Source organism: Nonomuraea sp. NPDC049725, assembly GCF_040674795.1.
Classification (GTDB): domain Bacteria; phylum Actinomycetota; class Actinomycetes; order Streptosporangiales; family Streptosporangiaceae; genus Nonomuraea; species Nonomuraea ceibae.
The window spans coordinates 14922-31818 of sequence record NZ_JBFANJ010000010.1 but is presented as its reverse complement, the minus strand read 5'-3'; the positions used below and the strand labels follow the sequence as shown (position 1 = coordinate 31818).

The window sequence follows — 16897 nt, the reverse complement described above, 5'->3', positions numbered from 1 at the left end:
TGACTGCCGCATGCTGCCAGAATGGCGCCCGGAGCGCCACCTGCTGGGAGGATGGTGGGGTGAACGGCGTGGATGACGTGCTGGCCGGGCTCGATCCGGAGCAGCGGGAGGTGGCGGAGACCCTGCGTGGGCCCGTGTGCGTGCTGGCGGGCGCGGGCACCGGCAAGACCAGGGCGATCACCCATCGCATCGCCCACGCGGTGCGGTCGGGGGTGGTCGACGCGCGCAGCGTGCTGGCCGTGACGTTCACCACACGGGCGGCCGGGGAGCTGCGGCAGCGGTTGCGGGCGCTGGGCGCGCCGGGGGTGCAGGCGCGTACGTTCCACGCGGCGGCGCTGCGGCAGCTGACGTACTTCTGGCCGAGGGTGATCGGCGGCGAGGCGCCGTCGGTGATCGAGTCGAAGCTGCCGGTGCTCGTGGAAGCCTGCCGCCAGATCCGGAAAAATCCGGACCGGTCCGAGCTGCGTGACATCGCCGCCGAGGTCGAATGGGCCAAGGTCACCCAGATCGGCCCCGACGACTACGTGGCCGCCGCCGCCAAGCACAACCGCACCCCGCCGGTGCCCGCCGACGAGGTGGCCCGGCTGTACGAGGCGTACGAGCGGATCCGGCGCGAGCGCCACCTGGTCGACTTCGAGACCATCCTGGAGCTCACCGCCGCGGTGATGACCGAGCACCAGGAGGTCGCGAGCCAGATCCGCCAGCAATACCGCTACTTCGTCGTCGACGAGTACCAGGACGTCAACCCGCTGCAGAAGCTCCTGCTCGACACCTGGCTCGGCGGGCGCGACGACGTGTGCGTGGTCGGCGACCCCAACCAGACCATCTACTCCTTCACCGGCGCCAGCCCCCGCTACCTGACCGGCTTCGCCGTCGAGCATCCCGGCGCGGCCGTCATCAAGCTGGTCCGCGACTACCGCTCCACGCCGCAGGTCGTCGACCTGGCCAACCTGGTGATCGCCAAGGGCCGCTCGCCGCACCGCCTGGAGCTGGTCGCCCAGCGCCCCGACGGCCCCCGCCCGGTGTTCGCCGACTACGACGACGAGCCCGCCGAGGCCGCCGGGGTCGCCCGCGCCATCAGGAAACTCCTCGACCGGGGCGTCCCGTCCCGCGAGATCGCCGTCCTGTTCCGGACGAACTCCCAGTCGGAGTCCTACGAGGAGGCGCTGTCCAAGGCCGAGATCCCGTACGTGCTTCGCGGCGCCGAGCGCTTCTTCGAACGCCCCGAGGTGCGCCAGGCGGTCGTGCTGCTGCGCGGCGCGGCCCGGTCGGCGGCGCACGAGCCGCTGGCCTCGGAGGTCCACCAGATCCTCACCGGCATCGGCCTGACCCCGTCGCCGCCCGGCGGCGGCAAGGCGCGCGAGAAGTGGGAGTCGCTCAAGGCCCTGGCCGACCTGGCGGAGGACATGGCGGCCGAGGGCGCCGACCTGCCCGCGTTCGTGGCCGAGCTGGAGCGCCGCGCCTCCGAGCAGCACGCGCCGCCCGTCGAGGGCGTCACGCTGGCCTCGCTGCACGCCGCCAAGGGCCTGGAATGGGACGCGGTCTTCCTGGTCGGGGTGACCGACGGGATGATGCCGATCATCTACGCCGAGACGCCCGAGCAGATCGAGGAGGAGCGCCGCCTGCTCTACGTGGGCATCACGCGGGCGCGCGAGCACCTGACGATCTCCTGGGCGCTGGCGCGTGCCCCGGGGGGCCGCAAGGGCCGCCGCCCGTCGCGGTTCCTCGACGGGCTCACCGGCCGTTCCGCCGCCGCGTCCCGCCCGGCGGCCACGCCCGCCCGCGAACGCCGGGCCGTCGCCGCGCCGGTGAGCTGCCGGATCTGCGCCAAGACGCTGAGCGCGGCGGCCGAGCAGAAGCTGGGCCGGTGCGCGACCTGCCCGGCCGACTACGACGAGGGCCTGCTGGAGAGCCTCAAGGCGTGGCGCACCGCGACCGCCAAGGAGGCGAAGATCCCCCCGTACGTGGTCTTCACGGACGTGACGCTCCAGGCGATCGCCGAACGGGTGCCCACCAGCGAGGCGGAGCTGCTGTCGATCACCGGCATCGGCCGCGTCAAGGTCGACCGCTACGGGGAGGCGGTCCTTGACCTGTGCCGCTCGGCCGTCGCGTAGGCTGTGCTGCCGCCTCCGCAACGGGCGTGCGACCATATACCTGGTCATACCCGAGGGGGATAGGTGAACGAGGCGCTGAAGGAGCTCCTCGACCTGCTCGACCTGGAGCAGATCGAGCTGGACATGTTCCGGGGCCGCAGCCCCGAGGAGCGCATCCAGCGCGTCTTCGGCGGGCAGGTCGCCGCGCAGGCGCTGGTCGCGGCCGGCCGCACGGTGCCCGCCGACCGCAACGTGCACTCGCTGCACGCCTACTTCATCCGGCCCGGCGACCCCTCGGTGCCGATCGTCTACAACGTCGAACGGGTCCGCGACGGCAGGTCGTTCACCACCCGCCGGGTGCTGGCCATCCAGCACGGCAAGGCGATCTTCTCGATGTCGGCCTCGTTCCACCTGTTCGAGGAGGGCGTGGAGCACCAGGCGTCCGTCATGCCGGTGGTGCCCGACCCGGCGACGCTGCCCACGTTCCAGGACCGGATGGTCGAGCTGGTCGGCGAACACCACGAGCTGCGCGAGTGGCTGTCGCGCCCGCGTCCCGTCGACGCCCGCTACGCCTCGCCGCTCACGTGGGAGGCGTACGAGAACCCGGAGCTGCGCAGCGCCACGACCAACGTGTGGTTCCGCTACGACGCCGACCTGCCTGACGACCCGCTGCTGCACGTCGTGCTGGCCGCCTACGCCTCCGACTTCACGCTCGTCGACACGATCCTGCTGGCCCACGGAATGGCCTGGGGCGCCTCCAACGTCATGGGCGCCTCGCTCGACCACGCCATGTGGTTCCACCGGCCGTTCCGGGCCGACGACTGGCTGCTGTACGCCCAGGAGTCGCCCTGGTCGGGAGGGGCCCGCGGGCTCGCCCGTGGCGAGATGTTCACCGCCTCCGGCGAACTCGTGGTGTCCGTGGTGCAGGAGGCCATGATCCGCGTGACAAAGTAACAAAATCGCAGGTAGAAAATAAGTTGCCCAGTCCTGGGCTACCGGTTTAGGGTCATGGTCAAGCGAGTCGGGCAATCAGCTCGACGATCTTCAGACGGAGGTGAGTCCCAGTGATCAGCAGCAACATGATGCCGGCCACGCAGTGGCTCGCTTCCGCATGCCGTGACGCGGTCAGGCTCGCCGATGGGCCGGCCAAGCTGCGGCAGCCGAAGTCTGCCCGCCGCCAGGAGATGGCTTTCTACGCGCACGCCCACTCGGGCGCCGCCGCCATGAGCGCTCCTGTCCGCATCGCAGGCGCCGAAGTGCCGACCCAGCCGAACACCAAGGGTGGAGTGCGCGGTCCGCAACCCTGGAGGGATGCGCCGGTCATAACCTGACCGGCACATAGCAGCCCCCAGGCCGCGGATCCGCACACAGGATCCGCGGCCTCTTTGTTTGTCCGTGATCCCCCAACACCCACGAGGTGCCCGAACCAGAGCAAACAGCCCGATCAAAAGGAGAAACCAGATGGGGGCGAAGACGATCATGGACCTGATCGACGAAGCCGAGATCCCCTGTCGTACCGACCCTGACCTGTGGTTCGCCGAGTCGCCGGACGACGTCGAGTTCGCCAAGGCGCTCTGCGGTGGCTGCCCGATCCAGAAGGCCTGCCTGGCCCGCGCGCTGGAGCGCGAGGAGCCCTGGGGCGTCTGGGGCGGGGAGCTGATCCTCCGCGGGACCGTCGTTCCTCGCAAGCGTCCGCGCGGCCGTCCGCGCAAGCACCCGGTCGCTGCCTGACCTTCCGCACGTCCGCTTCGCACAGAAAGAAGACAGAGATGAACACCTTCCCGACGACCGACCTGACCGCGCCGTATCTTTACCAAGAACTGGTCAACGACCGAATACAAACCCTTCACCGCGAGGCGCGCGAGTACCGCCTCGCCGCCCGCATCAGCCGAGTACAGCGGGCGCGGCGCGGGGTCCGGAAGGCGAACGAACGCCTTCTGCGCGCCCTGAGCCTGGAGGGCTGATCCGGGAGGTCCTGCCGCCGGCGCAGGATCTCCCGGGATCCCTCCCCCGACCCATCAGCCGCCCCGGGCACCCGCCCGGGGCGGCTTCCGCCTTTCCGGCCCTCCGACCGGCCCTCCGCTTCGCAGCGGGCCGGTACGGTTTCTCCAGGTCAGCAGGCCGGAACGGTGCTTTGAGGCCAGCGGGCCGGCACGGTTCTCCGGGGTCAGCGGGCCGGTACGGGCCGCGGCTCCTCGGCGGCGCTCCACAGTTGGGCGGCCATCCACGCGACACCCGCCGCCGCCACGACCAGCCCGCCCAGGTAGACGGGCTCCGGCACGAGGTTGCGCAGCGAGCCCGGGACCATCCCCACGGCATACAGCCCCACCGCCGCGTACGGCAGCGCCCCGCTCCTGACCGCCGTCGCCGCGAACACCAGCACCCCGGCCACCAGCACCGCGGACGTGACCAGGAACGCCATGCCCGTCCCGCCCGCGAGCAGCCCCATCACCGTGGCGCCGCCGAGCCCCGGGAAGACGAAGTGCAGCGTGTACTCGATGGCGAAGGCCCCGGCCAGCCCCGCCGTGTTGAGCAGGTAGCCGGCCAGCCCGAGCCCGCCCGCCGCGTCACGGATGAGCAGATAGAGCCCGGTGATCGCGAACAGCCCGGTCAGCGCGGCGAACGGCGCGATGGCGTGCGTGACGGCGTTCTCCGGCAGGACGCCGCCCCGCCGCAGCACGTTCACGACCAGCAGCGCCGCGCAGACGAACCCGGCGGCGGCACTCGTACGAAACAGAAGCACGATCTTTCACCCTTTCCTGGAGAGTTCCGTGGAGAGTTCCGTGGGGAGTTCCCCGGGAGAGTTCCCGGGACAGCGGGAGGACTGGGGGACCAGCGGGAGGACTGGGGGACTGCCCGCCATCATCCGCGCCCGCAGCGCCCGGGCCGAGAGCTCACGCCCCTCCGTAAGCACCCCGAAAGGACTCCCACGACCGTCCCGCCCAGCGTTGGAACCGCCGCATATCGGGGTAGGTCACCGCTCGGTCCCCCCGCCCGAACCAGCGCCGGCCGGGGACCCGTGCCGTGCGTGACGCTGCCCGCAGCCGTCGACCCGTCACGAGGAGAGCACCATGACCAGCACCATCAGCAGGCGCGTGGTGTTGGAGAAGGCCGCCCAGGACTTCGCCGACGCCAACGCCAAGCCGCCGTTCATCTACGAGCTGCCGCCGGAGCAGGGGCGGGAGATCCTGGAGAAGCTCCAGTCCGACCCCGCCGTGCCGCGCCCCGACATCGACGAGGAATGGATCCAGATCCAGGGCGGCCCGACCGGCGTCGTCCCCGTGCGCATCGTCAAGCCCAGAGGCAGCACCGGCACGCTCCCCGTGATCTTCTACATCCACGGCGCCGGCTGGGTGTTCGGCTCCGCCCGCACCCACGACCGGCTCGTCCGCGAGCTCGCCACCCGGGTCAACGCCGCCGTCGTCTTCCCCGAGTACGACCGCGCGCCCGAGGCCAAATACCCCACTCAGATCGAACAGAACTACGCCGCCGCCCGCTGGGTCATGGAACACGGCGAGGAGAAGGACCTCGACGCCTCCCGCATGGCCGTCGCCGGCGACTCGGTCGGCGGCAACATGTCAGCCGTGCTGGCGATCATGGCCAAGGAACGCGGCGACGTGCACCTGCGCGCCCAGGTGCTGTGGTACCCGGTCACCGACGCGAACTTCGACACCGAGTCCTACCAGCAGTTCGCCACCGGCTACTTCCTCAACCGCGACGGCATGAAGTGGTTCTGGGACCAGTACACGACCGACCCCGCCCAGCGCGCCGAGATCCACGCCTCACCCCTGCGCGCCACCCCCGACCAGCTCCGCGACCTCCCGCCCGCCCTGGTGCTCACCGGCGAAGCCGACGTCCTGCGCGACGAGGGCGAAGCCTACGCGGCCAAGCTCCGCGAGGCCGGCGTCGAGGTCACCGCCGTACGCCTCGGCGGCATCATCCACGACTTCGCCATGGTCGACCTGCTCCGCGACACGCACGCCAACCAGACGGCCCTGGACCTAGCCACCACCGCCCTCCGCACCGCCCTCCACCCATCAGGCGAAGTAGCCACCCCCCACTGACCACCCCGCCGCCGACAAGGACCTCGGCGGCGACCAGCACACGCACCCCGGAGGTCTCCTCCAACTGGCCCACCTCCAACTGGCCCACCTCCAACTGGCCCACCACCGGCTGGCCCACCACCGGCTGGCCCACCACCGACTGGCTCGCCACTGACGGCCTACGGCTCAAGGGGCGGGGCCGCTGACCGCCCGAATCATCGGCCGTTACCGAGGCGGTCGCGGGGCCCTCGTCTCGCGGCCCTCCGCCGTACGTGAGCGCCTGCAACCGGCTGGCCCGCCACAGGCTGGCTCGGCTGCCACCCGGCCTATGGCTGGTCGGCCGTCCAGGGCGGGGGCCGCTGACCGCCCGCCACCATCGGGCGGTCCGTTGCCGACGTGGCCGCGGGGCCCCCGCCTCGCGGCCCTCAGCCGTGCGTGAGCGCTCGCCGCCGCCCTCGGCCGCGCCACGCGGCGATCACCGACTCGGCCATGGCAGCATCCACCCCACCCGTGGTGTCGACCTCGAAGTCATAGGGCCCGAACCCGTGAATGCCGTCCTGCTCGACATGAGACCGCCCTTCCCCGACCCGCCGATCCCCACGAGCCAACTCCCGCCGATCGATCTCGTCGAGCGAGCAGTGCACCCCCACCAGGAACACATCGAACCCGCCCAGCAACTCCGCCAGCTCCCTGCGCCAGGCCGCGAACTCGATGACATGCTCCACGATCAGGTCGTTCCCGGCCCCGGCCAGCGCCGGCAGGCACCGGTGGAAGCCCTTGGAGAACCGAGGCCGCATCACCTCCCACCACGCGAACGGCCCCTCCGGCTCCCGCCGCTCCGGCAACATCCCGGCCGCCACCAGCTGATCGGACGACACGTACAGGAACGGCCCGTCCATCGCCCGCCGCACCACCCTGGCGAGCGTCGTCTTCCCCGAGCTGGATGCGCCGTTGAGCATGATGATGCGCCCAGCCCCCCGCTCCACCGGCCGAGGCTCCTCCACGCCCTCACCCCCAGACGACGCCACTCCACCAAGCACCCAGACCTCGCGCACCACCATGCAAGCACGCCAGCCGTCACGCATTCGAACGATTTATCGCCCACCCCACGCAAGGCATCGCCCTGATACCGCGCACTCCAGAACCGCCGCCCCACCAGGGGCAGCCTCATGCCACGCGGCCACCCCTGCCCGAGCGGCGCCCCTGCCCAAGCGCTGCCGCAAGTGCCCGAGCTCCGCCGCAGGTGGACGCACCACCGCCGCGTCAGGACGGGCCGAACCGCCGCCCAGGCCAGGTGGTGACGAGGGCTTCCTTGTCGTCCGTGTCCGTGTCGTCGTCGGTGAAGCCCGGGACCCAGCGGACGACCTCGTCGCGGAAGCGGGCCGTGGCGCCGAGCTGGCAGAGGACGCCCACGCCCGCCGCGTGCACCCGGTGGATGAGCACGTACGAGACCGGCAGGTTGAGCTGGCGCACCACGTTGGTGGGACGCAGGTCGGTGACGCTGGCGAACTGGTCCTGCAGCCACTCCCGGCTGAACGTGAACTCCTCCACGGCCGTCGGCTCGACGTAGGGCGACAGGAAGGCGCGCAGGGCGTCGTGGTCGACCTCGATGCCGGGCCGGATGAAGCCCTCGTCGCGCAGCCCCTGGACCACGGTGGCCATGTCGCCCTGGTTGAAGATGCGGGTGAGCTGGCCGAACACCATGGGGTAGCCGTCGGGCATGCGGTTGACGGCGCCGAAGTCCAGGATGCCGAGCTTGCCGTTGGGGAGCATGCGGAAGTTGCCCGGGTGGGGGTCGGCGTGCAGCATGCCGACACGGGCGGGGGAGCAGAAGAGGAAGCGGACGAACAGCAGGCCCGCCCGGTCGCGCTCCTCCTGGGTGCCGCCGGTGATGATGCGGGACAGCGGGGTGCCGTCCATCCACTCGGTGACCAGGACCATCTCGTTGGCGGCGATCACGTCGGGGACGTGGAAGTCGGGGTCGTTGTGGAACTCCAGGGCGAAGGCGTGCTGCGCCTCGGCCTCGCGCAGGTAGTCGAGCTCTTCGGCGATGCGCTCGCGCAGCTCGGCCAGCACCGCCTTGATGTCGAGGCCGGGCAGCAGCGCGCCGAACAGCTTGCCGAGGCGGGCGAGCTGGGCGAAGTCGCCCAGCAGGGCCTTGCCCGCGCCCGGGTACTGGATCTTGACCGCGGCCTCGCGCCCGTCGTGCCACACGGCCCGGTGCACCTGGCCGATCGAGGCGGCGGCGGTGGGCTGGTCGTCGAAGGAGAGGAAGTGGTCACGCCAGTTGTCGCCGAGCTGCTGGGCGAGCACCTTGTGGACCGTCGAGGCGGGGAGCGGGGGCGCGGCGTCCTGGAGCTTGGTGAGGGTCGCCCGGTAGGGGCCGACGATCTCGGCGGGCAGGGCCGCCTCGAAGATGGACAGCGCCTGGCCGAGCTTCATCGCCCCGCCCTTGAGCTCGCCGAGGACCTTGAAGATCTGCTCGGCGGTGCGCTGCTGGATCTCCTCGGCGACGATCTCGGCCGGTTTGCCGCCGATGCGCTTGCCGAGCCCCAGAGCCGCACGCCCGGCGAACCCGAGCGGAAGGGAGGCCAGCTTCGCCGAGCGCGTGACGGCGCGACGCGGAAGATCGCTCACACTGATGCGCGGTATCCCTGGCAGGGATGCCACTTCCCCCCTTCGTGGTTGGCAGCTCTGCACGTCAGCCGCTTGAAGCCGACATGACCATTGTTAGCGGATATGGATTGTTTCGCATACAACGACATTGCGGGTGCCTGTCCCATGCTTGCCTTTTCCACTGCCAATCAGGCAAGACGTGCACTGTGCCGTTGGTCACAACGGGCTCCCGGCCGTCCAGATACGCCAGGGCGTGACCGGTCACCGCAGCCGCCACCAGGCCGGCAAGAGGGGTGTCGCAGGCGATCTCGCCTGGCGGATAGCCGCCGAGCCGGGCGGTGACGATCGGCCAGTCGGGGTCGTGGTCGCGACGCGCCAAGTCTAGGCAGTGCAAGCAAGCGCTTTGTCCGGGCAGGACCAGCGGCCCCACGCTCCCGTGCCCCTCGAACGCCGAGCCCAGCAGGTGAGGCAGGCCCAGCTCGTTCAGCTCGTTGACCAGCACGCCGTCGAGCGGTCGCACCGGGGTGAGGATCACCAGGTCGGGCCGGTGCGATCGATCGCTCAACGGCGGCCCGCCCGCCCGCACATCGGCCCCCGGCTCGTACCGCCGCCCGGCAGCCCGGCCCGCCCGGCGCCCCCGCTTGCCGTCCCTCCCGCCCGGCACGCCGTCCCTCCCGCCCGGCACGTCGTCCCTCTCGCCCGGCACGCCGGACCGATCAGGCACACCAGCGCCGCTGGGCCCCTTCGGCACGCCGGAGTGGCTGCGGGCCTCCGTGCCCCTGCGCCCTGCGGATGCACCGGCGAGGCGGTGCGCCTCTGGCCCTTCACGCAGCTCGGGGGCATGGGCGCTGCCGCGTCTCGGGGTGGCGACGGCGGGGTGCGGCTGGCGGTCGGGGCCTTCGTCGGCGTGGCCGCCTTCCGACCAGGTGAGACGGCGGGCGGCGCGTACGGCGCCTTCCTCGCGCGAGCTCCCCACCTCCTCCCAGCTCAGCCCGCCGGGGGTGAGGTCCTGGGGGCGGGCGGTGCCGGGGTCGATCACCCGGATCGTGCCGACGCCCGCCGCGGCGAGCAGGCCGACGACCTGGGCGCCCACTCGTCCGGCGCCGTAGACGCGGACATGCGTACGTCGCCGGCGGCGCAGGGCCTCCACGCCGCCGCCGGGAGTCTGGGAGGCCAGGTCCAGGGCGTCGAGGTCCGGTCGCAGCCGGTCGAGCTCGGCCAGCGGCAACGACGGCGGCGTCACCGAGGCGTCGTGCAGCACCCCCGTACGCGTGAGCGAGTCGAGGAAGGCGGCAGGCTCCGGCACGCCCGCGGCGGCGCCCTCCCGGAGGGCCTGGTCAAGGTCGCGGGTGCCGTCGAGGGTGTCGATCCACCTGCGGACCCGCCGGGTGAGGTCGCGCAGCACGACGGCCCGGCCGGGGTGCGCGCCGAGCTGGAGGGTGCGCTCGTCGTGGTCGATGCGGAGGAGGGCGGGTTTCACTCGTGGCCTCATGCCGCGAAGATTCGCACGCCGCGTCAAGATCCCGAGCGGCTTTCCCGCCGCCTGTGGACAACCCCGCACCCGCCCCGACCCCTGTGGACAACCCCGCACCCGATCCGACCCCCTGTGGCCAACCCCGCACCGGGCCCGCCCCTGGGGCAATCGCGCCCCCGCCCCGACCTCCCGAGGCAACCCGCCCCCGGCCCACCCTCCTGAGGACAACCGCGCGTACGGCGGGAGATCTCCAGACGACCGACCTCCGCCGCCCCGGGTTACGCTCTCCCGCATGAGCGAGCTCTTGATCGACCGCCACGACGACGGCGTCGTGCTGGTCACCCTCAACCGCCCCGACGTGCGCAACGCGATGACCGACGGCATGACCGCCGCCTGGCGTGACGCCATGACCGCACTCGCCGCCGACCGTGACGTCCGCTGCGTGGTGGTGACGGGCGCGGGGACGGCGTTCTGCGCCGGGGGAGACCTGTCCTGGCTCGGCGAGCGCGGCGTGGAGCCGGTCCCCGAGCTGCGTGACAGGATGCTCGCCTTCTACCGTTCCTGGCTGTCCGTCACGGAGCTGGAGGTGCCGACGATCGCCGCCGTCAACGGCGCGGCGGTCGGCGCGGGGCTGTGCGTGGCGCTGGCGTGCGATCTCGTGTACGCGGCGGACGAGGCCAAGCTGCTGGCCCCGTTCACCTCGCTGGGCCTGCACCCGGGGATGGCCGCCACCTACCTGCTGCCCCGGCGCGCGGGCACGGCGCTGGCGCGGGAGATGCTGCTGACCGGCCGTACGCTGCGCGGAACGGAGGCCGCAGATAAAGGTCTGGTAAATCAAGCTTTCCCAAGAAATGATCTGCTGGCACAAGTGATGACCATCGCCCGGCAGGTCGCGGCGAACGCCCCCATTGCCACCAGGCTCACCAAAGCCGCACTCAAACAGGATCACCAACACCTGGAAGCCGCGCTCAGTTGGGAGTCCCTGGCCCAGCCCGTGACCATGACCTCGGCGGACATGATCGAGGGCCTGGCGGCGCATCGGGAAAGGCGTGTGCCCAAATTCACCGGCTCTTAATCATCTGACCAGCGAAAACAACGCTCGCCCTCTGTGGAATTCCGCCAGTCTCGGCTAACGTGCATATGTGCCCCCCGAGACAGTCGAGGTCCGTCGCAGTTCTCGTCGCCGGCGTACGGTCTCCGCCTACCGCGACGGCGACAAGACGATCGTGCTCCTGCCCGCCTGGCTGAGCGGCGAAGACGCGGATGAATGGGTGAGCCGGATGCTCGATCGGCTTGCGGCGAAGGAACGCCGGCGACGTCCGACCGACGAGGCCCTGCTGGAGCGGGCCAAGGAGCTGTCGGCGAAATATCTCGACGGCCGGGCCGTCCCCGCGAGCGTGCGCTGGGTCGACAACCAGCAGCACCGGTGGGGCTCCTGCACGCCGGAGAACGGCACGATCCGGATCTCGACCCGCATCAAGGGCCTGCCCGAGTGGGTCATCAACTATGTGATCATCCACGAGCTGGTGCACCTGATGGTGCCGAGCCACGGCCCGCGTTTCTGGGCGCTCGTCGAACAGTATCCCAAGGCGGAGCGGGCCCGTGGGTTCCTCGAAGGATTCTCCGCCGCCGCCAATTCCGCACCGGAGGAATGTTGACCCGTCTCGCCGCCGTCCTGGTACGTCAGCGCATGGCCGAGGGGGCGCCGCCGGGCGTCGACGGCCGGGCGTGGCTGGAGGCCGTGGCCGAGGACACGTACGAGATGGTCGCCGGGCTGGAGCTGGTCACGCCGGTCCTGCTGACGAGCGTGCCGGAGCTGTCGGAGATCGTCTGGCCGGGCACGGAGGTGATCGCGATCGGCGAGGACGAGCCGCTGCGGGACATTCTCAAGAGGCTCGACGGCGAGCAGGCCGCGGTGATCTCGGGCGACGCGCCGGATCTGCCGCCGCTGCTGGTGGGCAAGCTCTTCCGCGAGCTGGGCCGCGCCCGGATCACCGTGTGCCCGGCCGAGCGGGGCGGCGCGGTCGCGCTGGCCTGCGGGCTGCCCGCGCCGGGCTGGGCCGATCCCGACCTCGACGCCGCCGACCCGGTGGCGGCGCTGCGCGCGCAGGCCCCCGGCCCCCGCATGGTGGCCGCCACCCCGGGCTGGCACCGGCTGCGCGTCCCGGACGACGCCGCCCGCCTGGATCCCGGCCTGGAAGGCTGGGACAACACCCGCGCCCTCCTCGCCGCCCGCTGAGCCTTACGCGGGTCCGTACGGCACGCTGAGCTCCGCGAACACCGCCCGATGGTCGGTCCCCGGCACGTCGTGCACGCTGACCGCCCTGACCCCGACCCGCTCGTCCACCATCACGTGGTCGATCGTGATGATCGGCGGCATCCGCCTGTTCGCCGGCCAGGTCGGGATCAGCCCGGCCCCCACCTGGTCGGCGGCGTCCTTGTAGCCGCGGGCGAGCAGCCGCCGCATCGGCGCGTGGTCGAGCGAGGCGTTGAAGTCGCCCGCCAGGATGCGCACGGTGTCGGCCGAGGCGGCGGGCAGGGCGTCGAAGACCGCGTGCCAGTCGGCCAGCTTGGCGCCCAGCGGCGGCACGGGATGCACGTCGTAGAACTCGACGGGCGCGGCTCCGGGCAGCGCTAGCGCGGCCACGGGCATGTGGTGTCCGGGCAGCGGCGGCAGCGCGTCAGGCAGGGGCCGGAGCGGATATCTGGAGAACAGGCCGCTCCCGCTGGCGTTCCACTCGGCCTGGAGCACCCGGTGCGGCATGAGCTCCTTGAGCCCGGCCAGGTCGAGCTCCTCGACCGCGCCCGGCGTCAGCTCCTGCGTGTTGAGCACGTCGGCGTCGTACGCGCGCACCAGCTCCATGATCGACCGCGTGTCGGCCTTGCCGAACAGCAGGTTGACCGACAGCACCCGCAGCGGCCGGCCCGGCGTCGCCTCCGCCGTGCCGAACCACCGGGGCAGCACGCTGAACCCGAGCGCCGCGGTGGTGAGCAGCGCGACCGCGGCGGCGGCTCGCCTGCGTCCGAGCGCGGCGATCAGCAGCGGCACCAGTGAGCCCGCCGCCGCGTAGGGCGTGGCGGTCATGAGCTGGGTGGGGATGGAGCCGCGTTCGAGGCCGGCCAGCCGGGTCACGGCCCAGGCCGCGAACGGCGTCACGGCCAGCCAGGTGAGCGTGGTCCCCGTACGCCCGCGGCGCCGGGGACGGGCAGGCGTGACGATCGTGCCGCCGATCGGGCTCTCCGCCGATACGCCCACGGGTCAGCCCAGCGTGGCCAGTGTCGCGCGCCCGCGTGCCGCCAGCCGGCGGGTCGCCTCGTCGGACGGCTCGGGGATCTCCTCGACGGGGAACCAGCGCAGGTCCAGCGACTCGTTGCTGATCACGGCCTCCGCCCCGGCGGGGGCCACGGCCGCGTACTCGACGTCCAGGTGCCAGCTGTGCGGCGGATGGCACCAGACCTGGTGCCTGTCGAGCGCCAGCGGCCCGGGCAGCAGCTCCAGGCCGGGGATGCCCGACTCCTCCACGGCCTCGCGCAGCGCCACCTCGGCCAGCGTGCGGTCACCCGCCTCGCAGTGGCCGCCCATCGGCAGCCACATCCCGGCCTTGGGGTGGAGCGTGAGCAGCACCCGCCGGCCGTCGTGCGAGAGCACCGCCGTGGTCGCCGTCAGGTGGCCGGGCGCGCACGCCCGCAGCATCGCGTCGTCGTGCGCCCGCAGGTGCTCGACGAAGCTCTCCCGCAGCGCCTCCTCCTCGGCGGACGGGGCCGTCCACGAGGAGAGCACCGCCAGCGCGTCGCCGTGCAGGCTCAACTCCTGCCGTCCTCGCCCTGCTCGTCGTCGGGCTTGCTGTCGAGCTGCGAGATGTCCCAGGCGGTCTCGCCCGCCACGAACACCTCGGGGTGCGTCAGGTCGTCGGCCGTCGGCATGAGGTCGGGGTGGCCCCACAGCGCGTCGCGGCCGTCGACCCCGCGGGCGCTCTCCAGCGCCTGCCACAGCGCCGCCGCCTCGCGCAGCCTGCGCGGGCGCAGCTCCAGGCCGACGAGCGTGCCGAAGGTCAGCTCGGCGGGCCCGCCGGTCGCGCGGCGTCGCCGTACGTTCTCCGCCAGGGCGGCGGCGGAGGGCAGCTTGCCCGCGGCGGCCTGGTCGACCACCGTGGACACCCAGCCCTCGACCAGGGCGAGCATCGTCTCCAGCCGGGCCAGCGCGGCCTTCTGCCGCTCGGTCTCCTCGGGCTTGAGCAGCGCGCCGCCGCTCAGCGCCTCCTGGAGCGCCTCGGGGTTGTTGATGTCGAGGCCGCGGATCTGCTCCTCCAGCGCGGAGGTGTCGACCGTGATGCCCCTGGCGTACTCCTCGACGGCGCCGAGCAGGTGCCCGCGCAGCCACGGCACGTGCTGGAACAGCCGGTGGTGCGCGGCCTCGCGCAGAGCCAGGTAGAGCCGGATCTCCTCGGCGGGGTGCTCCAGCCCGTCGCTGAAGGAGGCGATGCCGCCGGGCAGCAGCGCCGCGGTGCCGGACAGGGGCAGCCCGATGTCGGTGGTGCCGATGACCTCGCGCGCCAGCGAGCCGAGCGCCTGCCCGATCTGCTGGCCGACCATCATGCCGCCCATCTGCTTGAGCATGCCCATGAGCGGCCCGGCCATCTGCTGGGCCTCGGGAGGCAGCCCCGAGCCGCCGAGCGCGCCGCCCATGGTCTCGACCATGCGCTCGGCGATCGGCTCGGCCAGCTTGCGCCAGACGGGGATCGTGTTCTCGATCCACTCCGAACGGCTCCACGCCTGCGGATTGGACACGCCGCTGGGCAGCGTCGTGGCCTCGTTGAGCCACAGGTCGGCCAGCTCCAGCGCCTCGACGATCTGGCGCCGCTCGCCTTCCATGACGCTGGGATCGCCCTGGGCGACCACGGCGTGCCGGGCGATGTTCTTGGCCATGTCCCAGTTGACAGGGCCGGAGCCCTGGGGCGCCGACAGCATGTCGGCGAACTGGCGCATCGCCTGAGCCATCTGCTCAGGGTTGCCGAACATGGCGAACGGGTTCTCGTTGGGGTCGTTTTCGCGACCTGGCAGGTCAGTCACCGCTCTACCTCGTGCAGGATGGAGGAGTCCACATCCGCCACGTTAGTCGTCCTACGGCGGATCAGTGCAAAGTGAGGACCTGGTGCCTACCTCGAAACGCCCGCGCCAACCCGTCGTAGCCGTCACCGGCGCCGCCTCCGGTCTGGGCCGCGAGCTGCTCGCCAAGCTCGTGTCCGCCCCGGATTTCCGCAGGGTGGTGGCCATTGACGAAGAACGCGGCGACATCCAGGAGGCCACCTGGAGAGTGATCGACGTACGCGATCCGCTCTTGGCGAACCGGATCTCCGACATCGACGTCCTGGTGCACCTGGCGGGTGACTACGCCGTCGACTCCGACCCGAAGGAGCGCAGGGCCTACAACCTGCGCGCCGCCCAGACCGTGCTCACGGCGAGCGCGGCCGCGCGCGTGCGCCGTGTGGTGCTCGTCACCAGCGCGATGGTGTACGGGGCCGCGCCCGACAACGAGGTGCCCCTGGCCGAGGACGGGCCGGTGGCGGCCGAGCCCGACACGGGCGTGGTCGGTGACTTCCTGGAGATCGAGGCGCTGGTGCGCCGGTCGCTGCGCAGCCATCCGGGCCTGGAGGTCACCGTGGTGCGGCCGGCGGCCGTGGTCGGTCCCGGCGTCGACACCGTGATCACCCGCCACTTCGAGTCGCCCCGGCTGCTGACGGTCAAGGGCTGCGAGCAGCGCTGGCAGTTCTGTCACATCGAGGACCTGCTCTCGGCGCTGGAGCTGGCCGCGCGCGGGCAGGTCACGGGCGTGGTGGCGGTGGGCTCCGACGGCTGGCTGGAGCAGGAGCAGGTCGAGGAGCTGTCCGGGATCCGCCGGTTCGAGCTGCCGGCGGGGCTCACGTTCGGCACCGCGCAGCGCCTGCACCGGCTGGGCATCACCCCGGCGCCCGCCACCGACCTGCACTACGTGGTCTACCCGTGGGTCGTCGACTGCACGGCGCTGCGCGAGGCGGGGTGGAAGCCGGTGTGGACGAACGAGGCCGCCTTCGCCCAGCTCCTGGAGCTGCGCGAGAACCGTACGACGGTGGTCGGCAGGCGGCTGCCCGTCAAGGAGGCGACGCTCACGGCGGCGGGCGCCACCGTGGCGGTCATCGGCACCGCGGCGATCGTCAGGCAGGTGCGCAAGAAGCGTCGCGGGTGAAGACTCTGTAGTCTCTTTTCGTGGACGTCATCCGGTTGCTGGCCATTCGTGACAGCGCGCTGTCCGTCGACGAGGTGATGGCCGCGGTGGGCGACCACGCGGCGGGCGGCACCTCGCTGTTCGTGGGCACCGTCCGCGAGGAGGACCACGGCAAGGCCGTGACCAGGCTCTCCTACTCCGCGCACCCCTCCGCCGAGAGCGAACTGCGCTCGGTGGCGGAGAAGGTGGCCTCCGACTTCCCGGTGACCGCGCTGGCCGCCGTCCACCGCGTCGGCGACCTGGAGCTCGGCGACGTCGCCGTGATCGTGGCCGTGGCGTGCCCGCACCGCGACGAGGCGTTCCGGGCCGCGCGCAGGCTGATCGACGATCTCAAGTCCCAGGTGCCGATCTGGAAACATCAGGTGTTCGCCGACGGGTCGACCGAGTGGGTCGGCGCCTGCGAATAAGC

General features: G+C 71.9%; 18 protein-coding genes. 11 read left to right on the top strand and 7 right to left on the bottom strand.

Annotation, left to right across the window (positions count from 1 at the left end; translation table 11 throughout):
• Positions 1-68 precede the first annotated feature (68 nt).
• From AB0J53_RS25535 to AB0J53_RS25515, 5 genes are all read left to right on the top strand, one after another.
• Positions 69-2114, top strand: a complete 2046-nt coding sequence (locus tag AB0J53_RS25535; protein ID WP_219504916.1) for an ATP-dependent DNA helicase UvrD2 — start codon at positions 69-71, stop codon at positions 2112-2114.
• Positions 2115-2177: 63 nt separating this feature from the next.
• Positions 2178-3047, top strand: a complete 870-nt coding sequence (locus AB0J53_RS25530; protein WP_219504843.1) for an acyl-CoA thioesterase II — start codon at positions 2178-2180, stop codon at positions 3045-3047.
• Positions 3048-3157: 110 nt separating this feature from the next.
• A complete protein-coding gene (locus tag AB0J53_RS25525; protein ID WP_219504845.1) occupies positions 3158-3424 on the top strand; it encodes a hypothetical protein in 267 nt (88 codons plus the stop codon).
• A 130-nt stretch (positions 3425-3554) separates the two neighbouring features.
• The gene (locus AB0J53_RS25520) at positions 3555-3824 is read left to right on the top strand and encodes a WhiB family transcriptional regulator (RefSeq protein WP_049571282.1); all 270 of its coding nucleotides are present in this window, start codon (positions 3555-3557) and stop codon (positions 3822-3824) included.
• A 38-nt stretch (positions 3825-3862) separates the two neighbouring features.
• Positions 3863-4057: a hypothetical protein gene (locus AB0J53_RS25515; protein ID WP_219504847.1), complete on the top strand. Its 195-nt coding sequence runs from the start codon at positions 3863-3865 to the stop codon at positions 4055-4057.
• A gap of 203 nt (positions 4058-4260) precedes the next feature.
• Here the strand turns inward: AB0J53_RS25515 and AB0J53_RS25510 are convergent, their stop codons facing one another.
• Complete coding sequence (locus AB0J53_RS25510) at positions 4261-4836, bottom strand: hypothetical protein (protein WP_364176539.1); 576 nt, start codon at positions 4834-4836, stop codon at positions 4261-4263.
• A gap of 328 nt (positions 4837-5164) precedes the next feature.
• Here AB0J53_RS25510 and AB0J53_RS25505 point away from each other — a divergent pair, with 328 nt between their 5' ends.
• Positions 5165-6157: an alpha/beta hydrolase gene (locus tag AB0J53_RS25505; protein WP_364176536.1), complete on the top strand. Its 993-nt coding sequence runs from the start codon at positions 5165-5167 to the stop codon at positions 6155-6157.
• 404 nt (positions 6158-6561) lie between these two features.
• On the opposite strand, the gene AB0J53_RS25500 is transcribed toward AB0J53_RS25505, so the two are convergent.
• The 3 genes from AB0J53_RS25500 to AB0J53_RS25490 form a co-directional block, all read right to left on the bottom strand.
• Positions 6562-7140, bottom strand: a complete 579-nt coding sequence (locus tag AB0J53_RS25500) for an AAA family ATPase (RefSeq protein ID WP_364176533.1) — start codon at positions 7138-7140, stop codon at positions 6562-6564.
• Positions 7141-7399: 259 nt separating this feature from the next.
• Positions 7400-8773 (bottom strand): AarF/UbiB family protein, encoded by a 1374-nt coding sequence (locus AB0J53_RS25495; RefSeq protein WP_364176530.1) that lies wholly within the window; start codon positions 8771-8773, stop codon positions 7400-7402.
• 64 nt (positions 8774-8837) lie between these two features.
• The gene (locus tag AB0J53_RS25490; RefSeq protein WP_364176527.1) at positions 8838-10244 is read right to left on the bottom strand and encodes a ThiF family adenylyltransferase; all 1407 of its coding nucleotides are present in this window, start codon (positions 10242-10244) and stop codon (positions 8838-8840) included.
• A 274-nt stretch (positions 10245-10518) separates the two neighbouring features.
• Here AB0J53_RS25490 and AB0J53_RS25485 point away from each other — a divergent pair, with 274 nt between their 5' ends.
• From AB0J53_RS25485 to AB0J53_RS25475, 3 genes are all read left to right on the top strand, one after another.
• Complete coding sequence (locus AB0J53_RS25485; RefSeq protein ID WP_364176525.1) at positions 10519-11301, top strand: enoyl-CoA hydratase-related protein; 783 nt, start codon at positions 10519-10521, stop codon at positions 11299-11301.
• Positions 11302-11368: 67 nt separating this feature from the next.
• The gene (locus AB0J53_RS25480) at positions 11369-11884 is read left to right on the top strand and encodes a M48 family metallopeptidase (RefSeq protein WP_219504858.1); all 516 of its coding nucleotides are present in this window, start codon (positions 11369-11371) and stop codon (positions 11882-11884) included.
• Positions 11878-12465, top strand: coding sequence for a hypothetical protein (locus tag AB0J53_RS25475; RefSeq protein WP_364176521.1), 588 nt, complete (start codon positions 11878-11880; stop codon positions 12463-12465). Before AB0J53_RS25480 ends, AB0J53_RS25475 begins: the two co-directional genes overlap by 7 nt.
• Positions 12466-12468: 3 nt before the next feature.
• On the opposite strand, the gene AB0J53_RS25470 is transcribed toward AB0J53_RS25475, so the two are convergent.
• From AB0J53_RS25470 to AB0J53_RS25460, 3 genes are read right to left on the bottom strand one after another with little or no spacing between them, the layout of a single operon-like run.
• Positions 12469-13482 (bottom strand): endonuclease/exonuclease/phosphatase family protein, encoded by a 1014-nt coding sequence (locus AB0J53_RS25470; RefSeq protein ID WP_364176518.1) that lies wholly within the window; start codon positions 13480-13482, stop codon positions 12469-12471.
• A 3-nt stretch (positions 13483-13485) separates the two neighbouring features.
• Positions 13486-14034: an NUDIX domain-containing protein gene (locus AB0J53_RS25465; protein WP_364176515.1), complete on the bottom strand. Its 549-nt coding sequence runs from the start codon at positions 14032-14034 to the stop codon at positions 13486-13488.
• On the bottom strand, positions 14031-15245 hold the full coding sequence (locus AB0J53_RS25460) for a zinc-dependent metalloprotease (protein WP_364177279.1): 1215 nt from the start codon (positions 15243-15245) through the stop codon (positions 14031-14033). The genes AB0J53_RS25465 and AB0J53_RS25460 overlap by 4 nt, the downstream gene beginning before the upstream one ends.
• A gap of 130 nt (positions 15246-15375) precedes the next feature.
• Between AB0J53_RS25460 and AB0J53_RS25455 the strand changes: the two genes are divergently transcribed.
• Positions 15376-16449 (top strand): NAD-dependent epimerase/dehydratase family protein, encoded by a 1074-nt coding sequence (locus tag AB0J53_RS25455; RefSeq protein WP_364177276.1) that lies wholly within the window; start codon positions 15376-15378, stop codon positions 16447-16449.
• 20 nt (positions 16450-16469) lie between these two features.
• Positions 16470-16895 carry a molybdenum cofactor biosynthesis protein MoaE gene (locus AB0J53_RS25450; RefSeq protein ID WP_219504862.1) on the top strand — a complete coding sequence of 142 codons (426 nt, stop codon included), beginning with the start codon at positions 16470-16472 and terminating at the stop codon, positions 16893-16895.
• The last annotated feature ends 2 nt before the right edge of the window (positions 16896-16897 follow it).

Coding starts and splice junctions, on each gene's coding strand:
- AB0J53_RS25460 (WP_364177279.1), bottom strand. CDS start 15,245: ATGTTCGGCAACCCTGAGCAGATGGCTCAGGCGATGCGCCAGTTCGCC.
- AB0J53_RS25505 (WP_364176536.1), top strand. CDS start 5,165: ATGACCAGCACCATCAGCAGGCGCGTGGTGTTGGAGAAGGCCGCCCAG.
- AB0J53_RS25490 (WP_364176527.1), bottom strand. CDS start 10,244: ATGAGGCCACGAGTGAAACCCGCCCTCCTCCGCATCGACCACGACGAG.
- AB0J53_RS25515 (WP_219504847.1), top strand. CDS start 3,863: ATGAACACCTTCCCGACGACCGACCTGACCGCGCCGTATCTTTACCAA.
- AB0J53_RS25485 (WP_364176525.1), top strand. CDS start 10,519: ATGAGCGAGCTCTTGATCGACCGCCACGACGACGGCGTCGTGCTGGTC.
- AB0J53_RS25475 (WP_364176521.1), top strand. CDS start 11,878: ATGTTGACCCGTCTCGCCGCCGTCCTGGTACGTCAGCGCATGGCCGAG.
- AB0J53_RS25520 (WP_049571282.1), top strand. CDS start 3,555: ATGGGGGCGAAGACGATCATGGACCTGATCGACGAAGCCGAGATCCCC.